The sequence below is a fragment of the Agromyces sp. CF514 genome, assembly GCF_900113185.1.
GTDB lineage: Bacteria > Actinomycetota > Actinomycetes > Actinomycetales > Microbacteriaceae > Agromyces.
Genome location: NZ_FOZD01000002.1, coordinates 1 through 17,851 on the forward strand (window position 1 = coordinate 1; position 17,851 = coordinate 17,851).

Here is a 17,851-nt window from a genome sequence, read left to right on the forward strand (position 1 = left end):
ACACATTCCGAACCCGGAAGCTAAGACTCGCAGCGCCGATGGTACTGCAGGGGGGACCCTGTGGGAGAGTAGGACACCGCCGGACAACCATTACCAGGAAGGCCACCCCACAGGGGTGGCCTTCCTGCATTTAACAGCACCAACACACACGCACGGCTCACACCGAACCTGGTGTGAGAAGGGCCGCCCCTCGGGGCGGCCCTTCTTGCGTTGCAGCGGGATCAGGCCGGTCGCTCGCGCGGCTCCAAGCGCACGATCACGGCCTTCGACACCGGAGTGTTCGAGCCCTCGGCCGCACTCTCGAGCGGGACGAGCACGTTCGCCTCGGGGTAGTACGCGGCGGCGCATCCGCGGGCGGTGGGGTACGACACGAGGCGCTGGTTCGGGAGCACGCGATCGGGCTGCCCGGGCCACTCGCTCACCACGTCGACGCGATCGCCGTCGGCCAGTCCGAGCTCGATGAGATCATCCGGGTGCACGAACACCACGTCGCGCCCCTTCTTGATACCGCGGTAACGGTCGTTCAGCCCGTAGATGGTGGTGTTGAACTGATCGTGCGACCGGAGGGTCTGCAGGATCAGCCGGCCGGGTGGTCGCTCGACGTGCTCCAACTCGTTCACGGTCAGCATGGCCTTGCCGGAGATCGTGTCGAAGCGACGTTCGTCGCGCGGTCCGTTCGGCAGGACGAAGCCGCCCTCGCGGCGGACATCCACGTTGAAGTCCGCGAACCCGGGCACCACGCGCGAGATGCGGTCGCGGATCAGGTCGTAGTCGCTCTCGAACTCCTGCCACGGAATGCCGTGGCGGCCGCCGAGAGCGGCCTCCGCGAGCCGGCACACGATGGCGACCTCCGAGAGCAGGCCGTCGGCGACCGGCGGGATCGCGCCATGGCTCGCATGCACCGCGCAGACGCTGTCCTCGACGGAGACGAACTGCGGTCCGGTCGCCTGCAGGTCGATCTCGGTACGGCCGAGGGTCGGCAGGATGAGCGCCTCCTCCCCCGTCACGACGTGCGACCGGTTGAGCTTCGTCGACACCTGCACTGTGAGCTTCGCTCCGCGCATCGCGGCCTCGGCGACGGCCGTGTCGGAGATCGCGCCCACGAAGTTGCCGCCGAGTGCGATGAAGACGTCGATCTCGCCGTCGCGCAGGCCGTGCACGGTCTGCAGCGCGTCGGCCCCGTGCTTGCGCGGCACGGGGAAGGCGAACTCCCGCTCGAGCGCGGCCAGGAACGGCTCGGGCATCCGCTCCCAGATGCCCATCGTGCGGTCGCCCTGCACGTTGCTGTGCCCTCGGATCGGCGAGGCGCCCGCTCCGGGCTTGCCGATGTTGCCGCGGAGGAGCAGCAGGTTGACGATCTCCTTGATCGTCGCGACCCCCTTCTTCTGCTGGGTGAGGCCCATCGCCCAGGTGATGATGACGCGGTCGGCGGCGAGGTAGTCGGCGGCCAGGGCATCGATCTCGCCGACGTCGAGGCCGGTGGCTGCGGCGACATCCGCTTCGTCGAGGCCTGCGAGGTGGGCGCGCAGCGCGTCGAGGCCCGTCGTGTGCGCTGCGAGGAAGGCGTGGTCGAGCACGGTGCCCGGCGCAGCATCCTCGGCGTCGAGCACGCGCCTCGAGACGGCTTGGAGCAGCGCCATGTCACCGCCCGAGCGGATCTGCAGGAAGCGGTCGGCGATGACGGTGCCCTTGCCGATGAGGCCCCGCACCTTCTGCGGGTTCTTGTAGCGGACGAGGCCGGCCTCGGGCAGCACGTTCACCGAGACCACGCGCCCGCCATTGCGCTTGGACTCCTCGAGTGCCGTCAGCATGCGGGGGTGGTTGGTGCCGGGGTTCTGGCCCATCACGATCACGAGGTCCGCCGCGCCGAAGTCGTCGTAGGCGACGGTGGACTTGCCGATGCCGATCGTCGCGTTCAGGGCGGTGCCGGTCGACTCGTGGCACATGTTCGAGCAGTCGGGCAGGTTGTTCGTTCCGAGGGCGCGCACGAACAGCTGGTAGAGGAACGCCGCCTCGTTCGAGGCCCGGCCGCTCGTGTAGAAGGCCGCGCGATCCGGCGAGTCGAGGGCGTTCAGGTGCTCTGCGACGCGTGCGAACGCGGCATCCCAGGAGATCGGTTCGTAGTGGTCGGAGCCCGCGGGCTTGTACACCGGCTCGGTCAGGCGCCCCTGCTGGCCGAGCCAGTACTCGCTGCGCTCGAGCAACGACGTCAGGGAGTGCTCGGCCCAGAAGGAACGCGGCACGGTGATCGGCGTGGCCTCCCAGGTGGTCGCCTTCATGCCGTTCTCGCAGAACTCGAGCACATTGCGGTGGCCGGGATCGGGCCACGCGCAGCTCATGCAGTCGAAGCCGTCCTTCTGGTTGATCGCGAGGGCAAGGCGTGCGGTGCGCGACAGGCCCATGTGCGCGAGCGCGGGTTCCATCGAGTGCACGATGCCGGGGGCGCCGACGGCCCAGGTCTTGCGGTGCCCGACGGCGAGATCGGGATAGGGGCTCTCGGCCTGCTCGGTGTGCGGCTCGGTCATGTCAGCCCGCCGTCACGTGCTCGGCGGAGTGGCCTGCCGCGTGCTCGACGATGCGATCGGCTCCCGCGTAGACGACCATCGAGTCGCCGCGCATGAAGCCGACGAGCGTGATGCCGGCCTGCTTCGCGTGCTCGACCGCGAGCGACGACGGTGCCGACACCGCGGCGAGCACCGGGATGCCGGCCATCGACGCTTTCTGGGTGAGTTCGAAGCTCGTGCGGCCCGAGACCTGGAGCACCATGCCCCGAAGGGGGAGCAGTCCCTCGCGGGCGGCCCAGCCGATGACCTTGTCGACGGCGTTGTGGCGCCCGACGTCTTCACGGAGCACGATCATCTCACCGGTGCGGCCGTCGAAGAGCGCGGCCGCGTGCAGGCCGCCGGTCTTCTCGAAGACCTCCTGCCCGGCACGGAGCCGGTCGGGGAATCGCACGAGCAGTTCGGCATCGACGCGGAGGCCGGCGTCGTCGACGGGGTGCGCGGTGCGCGTGTGGACGGCATCGATGCTCGCCTTGCCGCAGACGCCGCACGAACTCGAGACGTACGTGCTGCGCTGCGCCGCGGCATCCGGAATCGGGACCCCGGCGGCGAGCGTGAGATCGAGCACGTTGTAGGTGTTCTCGCCGTCGGCCCCGGCGCAGTGGATCGCCGCGGCGACCTGATCGCCACGCGAGATCACGCCCTCGGAGACGAGGAACCCGACCGCGAGGTCGATGTCGTGCCCCGGCGTGCGCATCGTGACCGCGAGCGGCACCCGCCCGACGCGGATCTCGAGCGGTTCCTCGACCGCGAGGAGGTCGTCGCGGCGGCTCGTGCGCCCGCCGACCGTGATTCTGGTGACCCGCGTCCGCGCGGTGATCCTGCCCATGCTTCCTGCCTACCACGCCCGGCCGTGCACGGGATGCGATGCGGGCGGAGGAGCGGGGTTCGCGGTGCGTGAACAGGGCTGCCATCGGCATCCGCCCTGTGGTGGGATGACGACATGGACCTGCTCGTACTCGGCGGCACGCAATGGCTCGGACGCACGCTCGCCCAGGAGGCGCTGGCGCGCGGCCATCGGGTGACGTGCCTCGCACGCGGCACGACCGGCGAGGTGGCCGCGGGTGCGGCGCTCGTGCGTGCGGACCGCTCGGAGCCAGATGCCTACGCCGAGGTCGCGGGTCGTACGTGGGACACACTGATCGACGTGACCCGTCAGCCCGGTTACGCACGCGCGGCGGCCAGGGAACTGGCCGGCTCGGTCGGCCACGCGACCTTCATCTCGTCGGGCAACGTCTATGCGGCCCAGAACGAGCCGGCCGCCGACGAGCGGGCCGAGCTGCTGCCGCCGCTCGCCGCCGACGAGTCGACGCCCGAGACCTACGGCGAGGCGAAGTCCGCGATCGAGCAGGCGTACCGGGAGGCGTTCGGGGCCCGATTCCTGGCCATCCGGCCGGGCCTCATCGCCGGCCCCGGCGATGCTTCGGGTCGCAGCGGGTACTGGGTCGCGCGCGCGGCTCGGGCGGTGCGCGACGGAGGCCCGGTGCTCGTGCCCGACGTGCTCGACGACGCAGCGCAGGCGGTGCACATCCAGGACCTCGTGCGATTCACCCTCGACAGCGTCGAACGCAACGCCACCGGCGCCTTCAACGTGGTCGGCGACCGCGGGACGTTCGGCGACTGGCTCGCGACGGCGACCGCCGTGGCCGGGTACGACGGCGAGGTCGTCGCGGCCTCGCCCGAGTGGCTCGCCGAGCAGGGCATCGCCGAGTGGTCGGGGCCGGAATCGCTGCCCCTGTGGATCCGCGACCCCGAGTGGCGCGCGTTCCAGGATCGCTCGAACGCGGCCGCGAAGCGCGCGGGCCTGGTGCTGAGGCCGGTCGAGCAGCTGCTCGAGGAGACCCTCGAGTGGGAACGCGAGCAGGGACTCGATCGCGAACGCCGCGCCGGGCTGTCCGCCGAGCGTGAGCGCGAGCTGCTCGGACTGCTGCGGGGTTAGCGGGTTACGGATCCGTCCGGGATCGCAGACGCGAACCGACGCGGATGCCGCGCCCGCACGGCTCTGCGATCGGTAGCGTGCTGCCATGTCCACGCTCTCGCATGACCCGAGCTGGCCGCGCGCCGGCGGCTGGCCCGCATTCGATGCGACGGATGCCGCGGCATCCGTGGATCTCGCACTGCTCGGCGTTCCGGCCTGGCGCACCTCGCTCTCGCCGACGAGCGCGTATGCGACGCCGGCGGCGATCCGCGACGCGCTGCGGCGGTACAGTCCGGCGCTGATGCCGGACCGGACCGCGGGCGGCGCCGTGCTCGACCTGGTCGCGGCGGGCGAGGCGATGCCCGGAGCACCGCGCGGTCGGGGCGACGACGGGCTGGTGATCGTGGACGCGGGCGACATCGACGAGCCCGACGGACCCGAGGGAGAGGCGCGCACCCGCGCCGCGGTGGCGTCGGCGCTGGGTCGCGCCCGCGCGCTCATGGCGCTCGGCGGCGACAACTCGGTGACCGTCGCGACGGCGCTCGGGGCGTGGGGCGACGACCTCGGTCGCGCCGGTCTCGTCACGATCGACGCGCACTACGACCTGCGCGACGGCGTCTCGAACGGATCCCCGGTGCGCCGACTCGTCGAGGCCGGACTCGATCCGGCTCGCATCGTGCAGATCGGCATCGCCGACTTCGCGAACTCCGCGGCGTACGCGCGCCGCGCGGCGGACCTCGGCATCACCGTGATCCACCGCGACGAGTTGCACCACCGTGCACCGGCCGACGTCATGGCCGAAGCGCTCGGCATCGCCGGGGCCGCGGGGGGCCCGGTGCACCTCGACGTCGATGTGGACGTGTGCGATCGCTCGGTCGCACCGGCCTGCCCCGCGTCGGTGCCCGGTGGCATCGCGGCGTGGGAGCTGCGCGCACTCGTGCGCGCCGCGGCATCCGATGCCCGCGTGCGCAGCGCCGACCTCGTGGAGATCGACGCCACGACCGATGCTGCTGACCACCGCACCGTGCGGCTCGCCGCACTCTGCGTGCTCGAGTTCGCGGCCGGTCTCGCGCTGCGCTCGGATGCGGCGGCGGGCTGAGCGGGCCCCGGTGCGGCGGGGCATGGGCGGTGGCAGACTCGGCGCATGAAGACGCTCATGCTCGTGCGCCACGCCAAGTCCGACTGGGGTCAACCCGGTCTCGCCGACCACGACCGCCCGCTCAACGAGCGAGGGATGCGCGATGCGCCCGCGGTGGGCGCGCGGCTCCGCGAACGCGGCTCGATCCCCGACGCGATCGTCTCGAGCACGGCGCTGCGGGCGCGCACCACGGCGGGACTCATCGCCGACGCGCTCGGCCCGACCGCGGCATCCGTCGAGCTCGACGACCGGCTCTACGGATCATCGCCGCAGACGATCCTGCGCGTCGTCGGGGACCTCGATGACGGCGTGCAGCGCGCCATGATCGTCGCGCACAACCCCGGCATGGCCGATCTCGCCTACGACCTGACCGAATCGATCGGCGAGATGCCGACCTGCGCGGTGCTCGAGCTCGACTTCGACATCGACGAATGGGCGGAGGTCGAGTTCCAGCCGCCGGTCGCGACGCGGTTCGACACGCCCCGCTCGGCCGGATAGCAGACGCCGCTCCGGAACTCAGGCATCGGATGCCGCGAGCATGCGCTGCACGTACGGCGTCGCCGGGTCGGCCCGGATCTCGTCGAGCGTGCCGCGCTGCGTCACCCGGCCGGCCTCGAGCACGAGCACGGAGTCGGCGAGCCGCGCCGCATCCGCTGGACTGTGGGTGACGAGCACCGTCGCCCCGCCGAACTCGCGCACGTGCGTGGCGAGCTCGGCGCGCATGTCGGCCCGTACTTCGACGTCGAGCGCCGACATCGGCTCGTCGAGCAGCAGCACGTCGGGCTCCGCCGCGAGCGTGCGAGCCAGTGCGGCGCGCTGGCGCTGCCCGCCCGAGAGCTCGGCCGGCAGCCGATCGGCCAGCGAGACGAGGTCGTAGCGCTCGAGCCACGGCTGCGCGGCTTCGCGGGCCGCTGAGCGCGGACCCCGCATGCGCGCCGCGAACGCGACGTTGTCGCGCACGCTCAGGTGCGGGAACAGCACGTAGTCCTGGAACACCACGCCCACCCGACGGCGCTCGGGCGGCAGGGCATCGATGCGCCGTCCGCCGATCGCGATCTGGCCGGAGTCGAGCGGCACGAGCCCTGCGATCGCCGAGAGGACACTCGACTTGCCCGCGCCGTTCGGCCCGATGATCGCGAGCGGGCGGCCGGGCTGCACGTCGAATGCAGCGGCGATGCGCGTCCGGCCGAAGCTCAGCGCGACGGAGACCTCGAGCCCGGGGCGGTCGCCGGCGGCATCCGTCGGTCGAGCGGCTGGGCCGATGCGCTCGCTCATGCCGTCGCCCCCGGAAGCCAGCGATCGCGGAGCGTGAGCAGCACGACGATCGAGACTGCGAGCAGCAGCAGGGCGAGCGCGACGGCCTCGTCGGGGTCGGTCTGCATGGCGAGGTAGCTCGCGATCGGCAGTGTGCGGGTCGTGCCGGGCAGCGAGCCCGCGAACGTGATGGTCGCACCGAACTCGCCGAGGGCGCGCGTGAAGCAGAGCACTCCGCCGGCGGCCACGCCGGGCGCGACCAGCGGCAGGGTCACGTGCCGGAACACCTGCCAGCGAGAGGCGCCGAGCGTGGCCGCGGCGAGCTCCGTGCGCCGGTCGGAGGAGCGCAGGGCGCCCTCGACCGCGAAGACGAGGAAGGGCAGCGCGACGAAGACCTGCGCGATCACGACCGCCCCCGTCGTGAACGGGATCGTGATGCCGAACGCCTCGTCGAGCCACTGCCCGAGAAGCCCCCGGCGCCCCAGCAGCATGAGCAGGGCGATGCCGCCGACGACCGGTGGCAGCACGAGCGGCACCGTGACGGCGGCGCGCAGCAGGCGGCGGGGCAGTACCGGCCACGCCTCCGCGTGCGCGATGAGCGCCGCGAGCGGGATGCCGAGCACGAGGCAGATCGCGGTCGCCAGCACGGCCGTCGTGAACGACAGCACGAGCGCGTCGAGCACGGCACTGCTCGCGAGCAGCTCCGGCAGGTCCGCCCACGGCGCCCGCACCACGAGGGCGACGAGCGGCAGCACGAGCACCGCGAGGCCGACGACGGCGATCGCGGTGACCGGCCAGGCGAGGCGCCCGGCGATTCGTGCCGCCGCTCGGGCCACTACGGGGTTCCGAAGCCGTAGGCGTCGAGCGTCTCGCGGCCGGCCTCGCCCGTGACGAACGCGACGAACGCGGTCGCTGCCGCGGACCGAGCCGCATCGGCATCGGCTTGGGCGTCGGCGCTCGCATCGGCGATCGCGGCGATCGGGTAGCGGTTGACCACCTCGTCGGCACCCTCGACCTCGATGCCCTCGACGTCGTCTCCGGCGGCCTGCACGTCGGTGCGATACACGAGCGCCGCGTCGACCTCGCCGAGCGAGACCTTGGTGAGCACCGCCTTGACGTCGGACTCGAGCGTGTCGGGCGCTGCGGTGATGCCTTCGTTCGCCAACAGCTTCGCCGAGGCCGCACCGCAGGGCACCGACTCGTCGCAGAGCGCGATGCGCAGGTCGGGGTTCGCGAGGTCTTCGAGACCGGTGACGCCCGCCGGGTTGCCGGCCGGGACGACGAGCTCGAGCGTGTTCGTGGCGAAGATCACCGGGTCTTCGGCGAGCCCGGCGTCGACGACCTGCTGCATGGGCGGCTCGGCGGCCGAGGCGAACACGTCGGCCGGCGCTCCCTCGGTGATCTGCGTCGCGAGCGCCCCGCTGCCGCCGTAGCTCACGGTGATCTCGACGCTCGGGTTCGCGGCCTCGAACTGGGTCGCGAGGTCGTCGAAGGCCTCGGTGAGGGATGCCGCGGCGAGCACGGTCACCTCGGCCGCCGCGAGGTCGGGGGCCGCCGAGCCGGTCGCGGCGGGAGCGTTCGGGTCCTCGTCGCCCGATCCGCCGGTGGCGCATCCGGCGAGGGCGAGCGCGACGAGTGCGGCGGCCGCGAGGCCGGTGGTCGTGCGAAGGGTCGTGGGGGTTCGGGTCATGGCGTGGCTCCTCTGGGAAGTTCGATCGTGACGACGGTGGCCTTCGCGCTCGCCGCGGCGAGCACTCCGGGTTCGAGTCCGAGTTCGTCGGCGGCCTCGCGGCTCATGAGCGAGACGACTCGGAAGGGTCCGGCCTGCAGTTCGACCTGGGCCATGACGCCGTCGCGCTGCACCGCCGTGACGAGGCCGATGAAGTGGTTGCGAGCCGAGGTGCGAGCAAGGGGGAACGCCTCGGCGAGTGCGTTGCCGCCGCCGTGCTCGGTCATGAGCCCGACCAGCTCCGTACCCTCGACGACCTGCATGCCGTTCGCGCCGCGTTCGAGGGCGATGCGGCCCTGGTCGGCCCAGCGGCGCACGGTGTCATCGCTCACGCCCAAGAGTGCGGCCGCTTCGCTGATGCGGAACTGCGTCATGATTCCTCCCGTATTCGCGGAACTCTCACGCTAGTGCATCCGCGAATCCACCACGTGACGGGCCGGGCGGGCGATGGGCGGTTGATGGGCGGGCCTCGGTCTGGCTTGTGACGGGCCTGCGAGAATCGAGGCATGACCTGCATGCGCGCCGCCCGAGTCGAAGGCCGTCCGATCGAGGTGCGGCCGTGAGCGCGCGCGTCAGCGTCGAGGAGCACGCCGCGTTCGTGCGCTCGTTGCTCTCCGGGCTCGGCGCCAGGCCGACCGAACGGGTCGCCGTCGCCGGAGCGCTCGGCCGGATCACCGCCTCGCCCGTCGAGTCGCCCCTCGCCCTGCCCCCGTTCCGCAACGCGCAGATGGACGGCTTCGCCGTGCGGGCGGCGGATGTCGCGGGCGCGGCAGAGGCGCCGGTGGTGCTGCCGATCTCGGGGGAGGTGGCCGCGGCGCCCGGCCTTCCTTCGCCGCTCGCGCCCGGCACGGCCGTGCGGATCATGACGGGCGCGCAGGTGCCCGACGGCGCCGACGCCGTCGTACCGGTCGAGGACACCGAGCCGGTTCCCGACGCGGGTGGTGCTGGCGGCGCCTCCGATGCCTCCGGCGCCGTTCGCATCCGCGTGCCGCGCGCCGCGGGCGAGTACGTGCGGGAGGTCGGCTCCGACCTCGCTGCGGGCGACGACGTGCTGCCGCCGGGCCTCAGGCTCGGCTCCCGCCACCTCGCCGCCGCCGCGGCATCCGGGCTCACCGAGCTGCTCGTCCGCGAGCGCGTGCGCGTGGCCGTGGTCAGCACCGGCAGCGAGCTCGTCGCCCCGGGCTCGGCGCTCGGTGCCGGCGAGATCCCCGACGCGAACGGCGTCGCGCTCGCCGCCGCCGTGCACGCCGCAGGTGCGGTCGTCGTCTTCGAGGCACGCGTGCGCGACGACGTCGAGCAGCTGCGCGCCGAGCTCGACGCGGCGCGCGAGGCCGGCGCAGAGCTCGTGCTCACGAGCGGGGGCATCTCGAAGGGCGCCTACGAGGTCGTACGCGAGCTGCTCGAGCCGCTCGGCGCCTGGGTCGGCGCGGTCGCCATGCAGCCGGGCGGTCCGCAGGCCGCGGCCGCCTACCGGGGCATACCCGTGATCGGGTTCCCGGGCAATCCGGTGAGTGCGCAGCTCTCGTTCGAGCTCTTCGTCGCCCCGACGCTGCGGGCGATCGCCGGGTTGCCCGCGGCATCCGTCGGCTCCCTCGAGCTCGCCGAGCCGCTCGCCTCGATAGCCGGGCGCCGACAGTACCTGCGCGGGCGACGCGACGGCGAAGGTCGGGCGGTGCTCGTCGGCGGGCCCGGGTCGCATCTCGTGGCCGGCCTCGCGGCATCCGACCTGCTGATCGTCGTTCCCGAAGACGTGACCGCGCTCGCCGCCGGAGACGCCGTGGAGACCATCGCGCTCTGAGCGAGTCCGTCGGGGGTCCGCAGGACCGCGCGGCGCTCGACGAGAGGGACGCTACTCCTCCTCTTCGTCGCCGTCTTCCTCGTCGACCTCTTCTTGGTCGTCTTCGTCCTCGTCTTCGTCGTCTGCGGACGCCGCCGCCGGCCCGTCGATGAGCAGCTCGGCGACCAAGGCGAGCTCGGAGCTCGTCTTGCTGGTGATGCCGGCGTCGTTCTCGTTCGCGAGCGCCGCGCGCACGGCGCTGCCCTCCCAGACGAGCAGCATGACGCGTGCGGCATCGAGTTCTGGCATGCGGAAGGTGATGCCCTTCGCCCGACCGATGTCGGTGATGATCTGCGCGACGCTGCGCTGCATCTCGAGCTCCTGCTCGAGGTAGGCCCTGGCCATCTGCGGGTTGCGCAGTGCGTGGATGCGGATCTCGCTCATGAGCAGCACGCCCAGCCGGTCGTCGGCCGAGACCTCGAGCACCTGGTCGAGGATGTCGAAGACGTCGGCGTGCGTCGCAGTGAAGGCGCCCTCGCACTCGAGCTCGGCGACCCGCTCGGTGACGGCTGCGACCCGACCCTGCGTGACGCGCCCCGCGAGCTCGAGGAACAGCTCGTCCTTCGACTCGAAGTTCGAGTAGAAGGCGCCGCGCGTGAAGCCCGCGCGGTCGCAGACGGCCTCGACGGATGCCGCGGCGAGCCCGACCTCGGCGAAGACCTGCGCCGCGGCGTCGAGGAGCTTGCGCCGGGTGTTCTCGCGGCTGCGCGTCGCCGTCGCGGCCGGTTCGGTCGTGCTCGTCATGCAAACCCCCGTTTTCACATGAAGGCCACAGGTTTGCGAGCCCTCATCCCTCTACGATACAACTATGTATCGGATACAGCGCTGTATCGAACTGTCCTGACATCCGGCTCGGAGGCGCTGCAATGTCCACTCTCCTCTATTCGCTCGGCCGCTGGTCGTACCGCCATCCGTGGCGCGTGCTCGTCTCGTGGCTGCTGCTGCTCGTCATCGCGGGCGGCGCCTTCGCGATGTTCGGAAAAGGCACGAGCAACAGCTTCTCGATCCCCGGTACCGAGGCGCAGGCCGGTCTCGAGCAGCTGAACCGGTCGTTCCCCCAGGCGAGCGGCACGAGCGCCCAGTTCATCGTCGTCGCAGCCGACGGCGACAGCATCGAGAACGCCCCGTACACGACCGAGATCGAGCAGACCATCGGCGACATCGAGGGCCTCGACGGCGTGCTCGCCGTGACCGACCCTTACGACGAGATGGTCACGGGCCTCGTCTCCGACGACGAGACCGCCGCCCTCGTGCGCCTGCAGTTCGACGGCGAGGCGACCGACGTGCCCGAGTCGACGAAGGAGCAGTTGCACGAGATCACCGACGAGCTCGGCGCGGCCCTGCCCGAGAGCTCGCAGGTCGCGCTCGGCGGCGACCTGTTCGCCGTTTCGGTGCCCGGCATCACCCTCACCGAGGGCGTCGGCGTGCTCATCGCCCTGTTCGTGCTGATCGTCGTGTTCCGGTCGTTCGCCGTGGGCGCACTGCCCCTCGCGTCCGCCGTGATCGGCGTCGGCCTCTCGCTCTCGCTCATCATGCTGTCGACCGCGTTCGCGTCGATCTCGTCGACGACCCCGCTGCTCGCGCTCATGCTCGGCCTCGCGGTCGGCATCGACTACGCGCTGTTCATCATGGCGCGACATCAAGACCAGGTGAGAGCGGGCGAAGACCCCGAGGAGTCCGCCGCACGCGCGACCGGCACCGCCGGCTCGGCCGTCGTGTTCGCCGGCATCACCGTGCTCATCGCGCTCATCGGCCTCGGCTTCGCGAACATCCCCTTCCTCACGGTCATGGGCATCGCGGCCGCGGTCGCGGTCGCCATCGCCGTGCTCGTCGCCATCACGCTGACCCCAGCGTTCCTCGGATTCGCGAAGGGGCGCGTCGTCGGCTGGAGGCGCCGCGAGCCCCGTGGGCGTCGGCGTGCGAGGCAGCAGCGTGCGGATGCCGCGCGCGGGCGCCCGTCGGTCGACGGCGAGCCCGCGGCATCCGACGACCAGACCGAGGTCGTCGCCCGGCGCGGCTTCGCGACGCGCTGGGTCGGACTCGTGACCCGGCACCCCGTCGTCACGACCGTCGCGATCGTGCTCGGCCTCGGCATCGTGGCGATCCCGGCCGGCAGCCTCGCGCTCGCGCTGCCGAACGCCGGCATGCTGCCGAAGGACGACCCCGCGCGCGTCTCGTACGACCTCGTCGCCGAGCACTTCGGTCCGGGCTTCAACGGCCCGCTCGTGCTCACCGGCACGATCGTGACCTCGACCGACCCGCTCGGCCTCATGGAGGACCTCGGCGACGAGATCGCGACCCTTCCCGGTGTCGAGACCGTCGCCCTCGCGACGCCGAACGAGACCGCCGACACGGGCATCGTGCAGGTCATTCCCACGACCGCCCCCGACGACCCGGCCACGGCCGACCTCGTGCGCGAGCTCCGCGGGCTGCACGACCACTTCCTCGACGAGTACGGCATCGACCTGAAGGTCACCGGCTTCACGGCCGTCGCGATCGACATCTCCGATCGACTCGGCGCCGCGCTCGTGCCGTTCGGCGTCTTCGTCGTCGGCCTGTCGCTGATCCTGCTGGCGATCGTGTTCCGCTCGATCTGGGTGCCCATCACCGCCGCCGCGGGATACCTGCTCTCGGTCGTGGCCGCCTTCGGCGTCGTCGCCGCGGTCTTCGAGTGGGGCTGGGGCGCCGATCTCCTGCACGTCACGAAGGTCGGACCCATCATCAGCTTCATGCCGATCGTCGCGATGGGCGTGCTCTTCGGGCTCGCGATGGACTACCAGGTGTTCCTCGTCAGCCGCATGCGCGAGGACTACGTGCACGCACGTCGCGCCCTCGACGGCCACTCCAGCCGCCAGCCGCGCGACATCGCGCTCGGCGCCGTGCGCTCGGGCTTCACGGCCTCGGCGCGGGTCGTCACGGCCGCGGCGATCATCATGTTCGCGGTCTTCGCCGCGTTCGTGCCCGAGGGTGACTCGTCGCTCAAGCCCATCGCCCTCGGCCTCGCCGTCGGCATCGCGATCGACGCGTTCATCGTGCGCATGACGCTCGTGCCCGCCGTCATGGCGCTGCTCGGCGACAAGGCCTGGTGGTTGCCCAAGTGGCTCGACCGCCTGCTGCCGCACTTCGACATCGAGGGCGAGGCTGTCGAACGCGAACGGGCGCTCGCCGACTGGCCCGAACCCGACACGACCGCGGCGGTCGTGGCATCCGATCTCTCGCTCGTCGAGCGCGACGTCACCGTCTTCGAGCGCGTGAGCCTGCGCGTCGAGCCGGGCGGAGCGCTCGTCGTCAGGGGACCGGACGAGATCGCCGCTCGCGCACTGCTGCTCGCGCTCGCCGGCCGCATCGACACCACCGGCGGACGCCTGCGGGTCGCCGGGCACCTGCTGCCGGGGCGTTCGGCATGGGTGCGCGGGCACGTGGGCGTCGCGCTGCTCGCCGAGGCCGACGATCCGGTCGTCGAGCTGCGCAAGGCCCTGCGCGGCCGTACCGGCATCGTCGTCGTCGACGGCGTCGACCACATCACCGACCCCGCGACCCGCGACCGACTCGCCGCCCTGCTCTGGGACGCCTCACTGGAGGCATCCGTCACCGTCGTGATCTCGGCGCTCGACGCCGAGGGTGCCCGTGGCCTGCTCGCCGCAGCCGGCCATCCCGACGCCCCCACCATCGAACTCGCCGCGCCGGTCGCGGCGGTGCCCGCACTCTCCACCACCGAGGTGAACGCATGACCCTCCCCATCGAGCGGGCGCGTACGAAGCGCCCCGTCACCTGGCTCACGATCATCGGCGTGCTCATGCTGCCCGTGGTGATCGGCGGCATCCTCGTCGCCGCTCTCTACAACCCGACCGAGCGCCTCGGCGAGCTCAACGCGGCCATCGTGAACAACGACGAGCCCGTCACGATCGACGACCAACTCGTCCCGCTCGGCCGCCAGCTCACGGCCGGCCTCGTCGAGGGCACGGGCGACGACGACGAGAACCTCACCTGGACGATCTCGAACGCCGAAGATGCGAAGTCGGGCCTCGCCGACGGCACCTACGCCGCAGTGATCACGATCCCCGAGAACTTCTCGGCCGCCGCGACCTCGACGGCGCCCGGCGGCACGCCCGAGCGGGCGACCATCAAGGTGACCACGCCGCCCGACAGCCTCGTCGTCGACGACGCCATCACCGCGCAGGTCGCATCGACCGCGACCTCGGTGCTCGGCGAGCAGCTCTCGACCACCTACCTCGAGAACGTGTTCGTCGGGTTCACCGACCTCGGCACGCAGCTCGGAACCGCCGCCGACGGCGCCGCGAAGCTCGCCGACGGCGCGCAGCAGGCCGCCGACGGCGCGGCCGCACTGCCCGACGGCGCCGCGAAGCTCGCGACCGGGGCGACGGACATTGCAGACGGTGCGACGCAGCTCGGCAGCGGGCTCGATGAGATCGCCGGCGGCACGTCGGCGTCGGCGGCCGGTGCGAGTGCGCTCGCCGGTGGCCTGCGTGACGCTGCGGCGAAGGTGAACAACCAGGAGCTGGTCGGGGCGGCGAAGCTGTCAGCCTCCAACGCGTCGGACGCTGCGAAGCAGACGAAGGATCTCGCGGCCGAGGTCGGGGGACTCGCGTACGCACTCGGCCCCGACGGCCTACTCGGCCAGTGCATCGCCTCGGACGCCTCGCAGGCATTCTGCGCCGAACTGGGCAAGGTCGCCGCGGCCGCCGGCGACGCCGCAGGCCATGCAGTGACGGCAGCGACGAGCGCCGGCACCGCGAGCGGCTACGCGCAGCCCACGGCGGCCGGCATCTCGGAACTCACCACGGGGACGAGCGCAGGCCTCACCGAGGCCGCAGGCAAGACCGACGAGCTCGCGGCCGGCCTGACCCAGCTCGCCAACGGCACCACGCAGTCGGCCGACGGCGCGCGCGCCCTCGGCGACGGAGCAACTCAGCTGGGCTCGGGCGCCGACCAGCTCGCGACGGGCGCCGGAACCCTCGCGACGGGCGTGCAGTCCCTCGCCGACGGCACCGATGAGCTCGCCACGGGCCTGCGCACCGCCTCCGCGGCAGTGCCGTCGTACACCGACTCCGAGGCGCAGAGCCTCGCCTCGGTCGTCGCCGACCCGGTGAAGGCCGACGGCACGGGCAGCTCGCTGTTCGGGGCATCCGCCATTCCGCTGCTCGCGACCCTTGCGCTCTGGTTCGGCGGACTCGCGACGTTCGTCGTGTTGCAGGCCGTGTCGCGTCGCGCGCTGACGTCGCGGGCGCCGTCGGCGATGCTCGCGCTGCGCGGGTTCGCTCCGGCCGCTGCGCTCGGCGCGCTTCAGGGCGTGCTCGTCGCGGGCGTCGTGCAGGTCGCGGCCTCGTACGACGTCGGCGAATGGCTCGTGTTCGCATCCGTCTGCCTGGCCGCGGGCGTCGCCTTCGCGGCCGTCAACCAAGGCCTCGTGGCCGTCTTCAGCGGTGCGGGCCGCTGGATCTCGGCGCTCGTGGGCGTGCTCGCCGTCGCGACCGGCGTCGTCTCGACGGTTCCCGGGCCGCTCGCCGACCTCGCCGCGCTCATGCCGACGGCCCCCGCCTACAACGGCATGGTCTCGGCCCTCACCTCGACGAGCGGGGTCGGTGCCGCGTTCGTCGGGCTCGCGATCTGGGCCGTGCTCTCGTTCGGCGCGACGACGATCGCGGTCGCGAGGCGGCGCACGACCTCGGTGCGCGCGCTCCTGAGCGCGGCGCCTGCGGGCGCCTGACGCCGCGGGCCCACCCGCCCGCTCGACCGACGGGTCGTGGACGCCATCCGGCGTTCGCGACCCGTCTCGCGGTTCACGCTGCGCCCGATGCTCGCTAGCGTGAGGGTATGAACCCGCTCACCCACCTCGACGACGACGGTCGTGCCCGCATGGTCGACGTCGGCGGCAAGCCCGTGACCCGGCGCGTGGCGATCGCCGAAGGGCGGCTCGACACGACGGCCGAGGTCGTCGCACTCGTGCAGGGCGACGCGTTGAAGAAGGCCGACGTACTGCCCACGGCGCGCATCGCGGGCATCCAGGCGGCCAAGCGCACGAGCGAGCTGATTCCGCTCGCCCACATCGTGCCCCTCGACGCGGTCTCGATCGACTTCGGGTTCGAAGCGACGGCGGTCACGATCCGCGCGACCGTCTCGACCACGGCCCGCACGGGCATCGAGATGGAGGCGCTCACAGCGGTCGCGGTCGCGGCGCTCACGCTGCACGACATGGTCAAGGCCGTCGATCCGGCCGCGCAGACCGGCGGCATCCGCCTGGTCGAGAAGCGCGGCGGCAAGCGCGGGGTCTGGCGAGCGGATGCCGCGGGCGCGACCGACCCCTCGGTCACCGTCCCAGCCGCGTCGCCGGCCGCGGACGCCACGGATGCGGATGCGGCCACCGAAGGCCGACGCAGTGCCATCGTGCTCGTCGCGTCGACGAGGGCGGCAGCGGGCGAGGCGCCCGATACGACGGGTCCCGTCATTGTGGATTGGCTCCGCACCCGCGGATACGAGGTGCCCGCGCCCGTGGTGGTCGCCGATGCCGACATCGGCGACACCGTGCGCGGTGCCGTCGCCGGGTCGCCGACCGTGCTCATCACGACCGGGGGCACGGGTGTGAACCCGGGCGACCGCACGCCCGAGGCGACGCTCGCGGTGCTCGACCAGGAGTTGCCGGGCGTCGCCGAGGCGATCCGGGCGGCCGGGCGCGCGGTGACGCCGACCGCAGCCCTCAGCCGCGCACGCGCGGGCATCGCCGGGCGCACGGTCGTCGTCAACCTGCCCGGATCGCGGGGCGGCGTGGCCGACGGGCTCGCGGTGCTCGACGACCTGCTGCCGCACGTCGTCGACCAGGTCGCGGGCGGCGACCACGCGGCATCCGCTGGACGCGGTGCGCCCGACCCGATCGTGCCGCCGCACCCGACCACTCGTACCGGAGGAGCCCACCATGCCTGATCGCGAGACGACCGAACGCTCCTCGACCGACGGCTCCTCCACCGAACCCGAGGTCTACGCCCGGGTCACGACCGAGGCGCTCGATCGCGACGCCATCGAGGAATTCGTGCGGTCGCCCGAGAACGGCGCGCTCGTCACCTTCGAGGGCGTGATCCGAGACCACGACCACGGCGAGACCGTGACGGCGCTCGACTACGAGGCGCATCCCGCGGCCGAGCAGTTCCTGCGCGAAACGCTCGAGCAGGTCGCGCGGGAGACCGGGCTGCGTCTCGCGGCCGCCCATCGCATCGGCTCCCTCGCGATCGGCGACGTGGCGCTCGTCGCATCGGTCGCCGCACCGCATCGTGCTCAGGCGTTCTCGGTGTGCGGATTCCTCGTCGACCGTATCAAGGAGCACACGCCGATCTGGAAGCGCCAGCACCTCGACGGCGGCACCACCGAATGGGTGAACCTCTGAGCTGATCGGACGTGGGGC

15 protein-coding genes and 1 rRNA gene are annotated in these 17,851 nt (G+C 72.3%); 9 read left to right on the forward strand and 7 right to left on the reverse strand.

The window, feature by feature from the left end:
• A 5S ribosomal RNA gene (gene rrf, locus BM342_RS12890) occupies positions 1–85 on the forward strand; the annotation flags it as partial.
• A 136-nt stretch (positions 86–221) separates the two neighbouring features.
• Here the strand turns inward: rrf and BM342_RS12895 are convergent.
• On the reverse strand, positions 222–2,525 hold the full coding sequence (locus BM342_RS12895; protein WP_092966895.1) for an FdhF/YdeP family oxidoreductase: 2,304 nt from the start codon (positions 2,523–2,525) through the stop codon (positions 222–224).
• A 1-nt stretch (position 2,526) separates the two neighbouring features.
• Complete coding sequence (gene fdhD, locus BM342_RS12900) at positions 2,527–3,390, reverse strand: formate dehydrogenase accessory sulfurtransferase FdhD (RefSeq protein WP_092966897.1); 864 nt, start codon at positions 3,388–3,390, stop codon at positions 2,527–2,529.
• Positions 3,391–3,504: 114 nt separating this feature from the next.
• On the opposite strand from fdhD, the gene BM342_RS12905 reads away from it, so the two are divergent.
• The 3 genes from BM342_RS12905 (at position 3,505) to BM342_RS12915 (ending at position 6,115) form a co-directional block, all read left to right on the forward strand.
• Positions 3,505–4,500 (forward strand): NAD-dependent epimerase/dehydratase family protein, encoded by a 996-nt coding sequence (locus BM342_RS12905; RefSeq protein ID WP_092966899.1) that lies wholly within the window; start codon positions 3,505–3,507, stop codon positions 4,498–4,500.
• A gap of 85 nt (positions 4,501–4,585) precedes the next feature.
• Positions 4,586–5,578, forward strand: a complete 993-nt coding sequence (locus BM342_RS12910) for an arginase family protein (RefSeq protein WP_092966901.1) — start codon at positions 4,586–4,588, stop codon at positions 5,576–5,578.
• A gap of 45 nt (positions 5,579–5,623) precedes the next feature.
• A complete protein-coding gene (locus tag BM342_RS12915) occupies positions 5,624–6,115 on the forward strand; it encodes a SixA phosphatase family protein (RefSeq protein ID WP_092966903.1) in 492 nt (163 codons plus the stop codon).
• Between the two features lie 18 nt (positions 6,116–6,133).
• Here BM342_RS12915 and BM342_RS12920 read toward each other — a convergent pair whose 3' ends face one another.
• Genes BM342_RS12920 through BM342_RS12935 form a run of 4 tightly spaced genes read right to left on the reverse strand, consistent with a single transcriptional unit; the run spans position 6,134 to position 8,974 of the window.
• Positions 6,134–6,892, reverse strand: a complete 759-nt coding sequence (locus BM342_RS12920) for an ABC transporter ATP-binding protein (protein WP_092966905.1) — start codon at positions 6,890–6,892, stop codon at positions 6,134–6,136.
• Positions 6,889–7,707: an ABC transporter permease gene (locus BM342_RS12925; RefSeq protein ID WP_092966907.1), complete on the reverse strand. Its 819-nt coding sequence runs from the start codon at positions 7,705–7,707 to the stop codon at positions 6,889–6,891. The genes BM342_RS12920 and BM342_RS12925 overlap by 4 nt, the downstream gene beginning before the upstream one ends.
• Positions 7,707–8,561 (reverse strand): molybdate ABC transporter substrate-binding protein, encoded by an 855-nt coding sequence (modA, locus tag BM342_RS12930; RefSeq protein ID WP_092966909.1) that lies wholly within the window; start codon positions 8,559–8,561, stop codon positions 7,707–7,709. Before modA ends, BM342_RS12925 begins: the two co-directional genes overlap by 1 nt.
• Positions 8,558–8,974: a TOBE domain-containing protein gene (locus BM342_RS12935; RefSeq protein WP_092966911.1), complete on the reverse strand. Its 417-nt coding sequence runs from the start codon at positions 8,972–8,974 to the stop codon at positions 8,558–8,560. The genes modA and BM342_RS12935 overlap by 4 nt, the downstream gene beginning before the upstream one ends.
• Before the next feature lie 185 nt (positions 8,975–9,159).
• Here BM342_RS12935 and glp point away from each other — a divergent pair, with 185 nt between their 5' ends.
• Positions 9,160–10,398, forward strand: coding sequence for a molybdopterin molybdotransferase MoeA (gene glp / locus BM342_RS12940; RefSeq protein WP_092966913.1), 1,239 nt, complete (start codon positions 9,160–9,162; stop codon positions 10,396–10,398).
• A gap of 51 nt (positions 10,399–10,449) precedes the next feature.
• On the opposite strand, the gene BM342_RS12945 is transcribed toward glp, so the two are convergent.
• Entirely contained in the window at positions 10,450–11,181 is a 732-nt protein-coding gene (locus tag BM342_RS12945) for a TetR/AcrR family transcriptional regulator (protein ID WP_092966915.1), read from the reverse strand.
• Positions 11,182–11,303: 122 nt separating this feature from the next.
• On the opposite strand from BM342_RS12945, the gene BM342_RS12950 reads away from it, so the two are divergent.
• The 4 genes from BM342_RS12950 to BM342_RS12965 all read left to right on the forward strand — a co-directional run bounded on the left by BM342_RS12950 (position 11,304) and on the right by BM342_RS12965 (position 17,833).
• Positions 11,304–14,168 (forward strand): MMPL family transporter, encoded by a 2,865-nt coding sequence (locus BM342_RS12950; RefSeq protein ID WP_092966917.1) that lies wholly within the window; start codon positions 11,304–11,306, stop codon positions 14,166–14,168.
• On the forward strand, positions 14,165–16,165 hold the full coding sequence (locus BM342_RS12955) for a YhgE/Pip domain-containing protein (protein WP_092966919.1): 2,001 nt from the start codon (positions 14,165–14,167) through the stop codon (positions 16,163–16,165). Before BM342_RS12950 ends, BM342_RS12955 begins: the two co-directional genes overlap by 4 nt.
• Positions 16,166–16,272: 107 nt before the next feature.
• Entirely contained in the window at positions 16,273–17,376 is a 1,104-nt protein-coding gene (gene moaCB / locus BM342_RS12960) for a bifunctional molybdenum cofactor biosynthesis protein MoaC/MoaB (RefSeq protein ID WP_092966921.1), read from the forward strand.
• Positions 17,369–17,833, forward strand: coding sequence for a molybdenum cofactor biosynthesis protein MoaE (locus BM342_RS12965; RefSeq protein WP_092966923.1), 465 nt, complete (start codon positions 17,369–17,371; stop codon positions 17,831–17,833). Before moaCB ends, BM342_RS12965 begins: the two co-directional genes overlap by 8 nt.
• Positions 17,834–17,851: the final 18 nt, after the last annotated feature.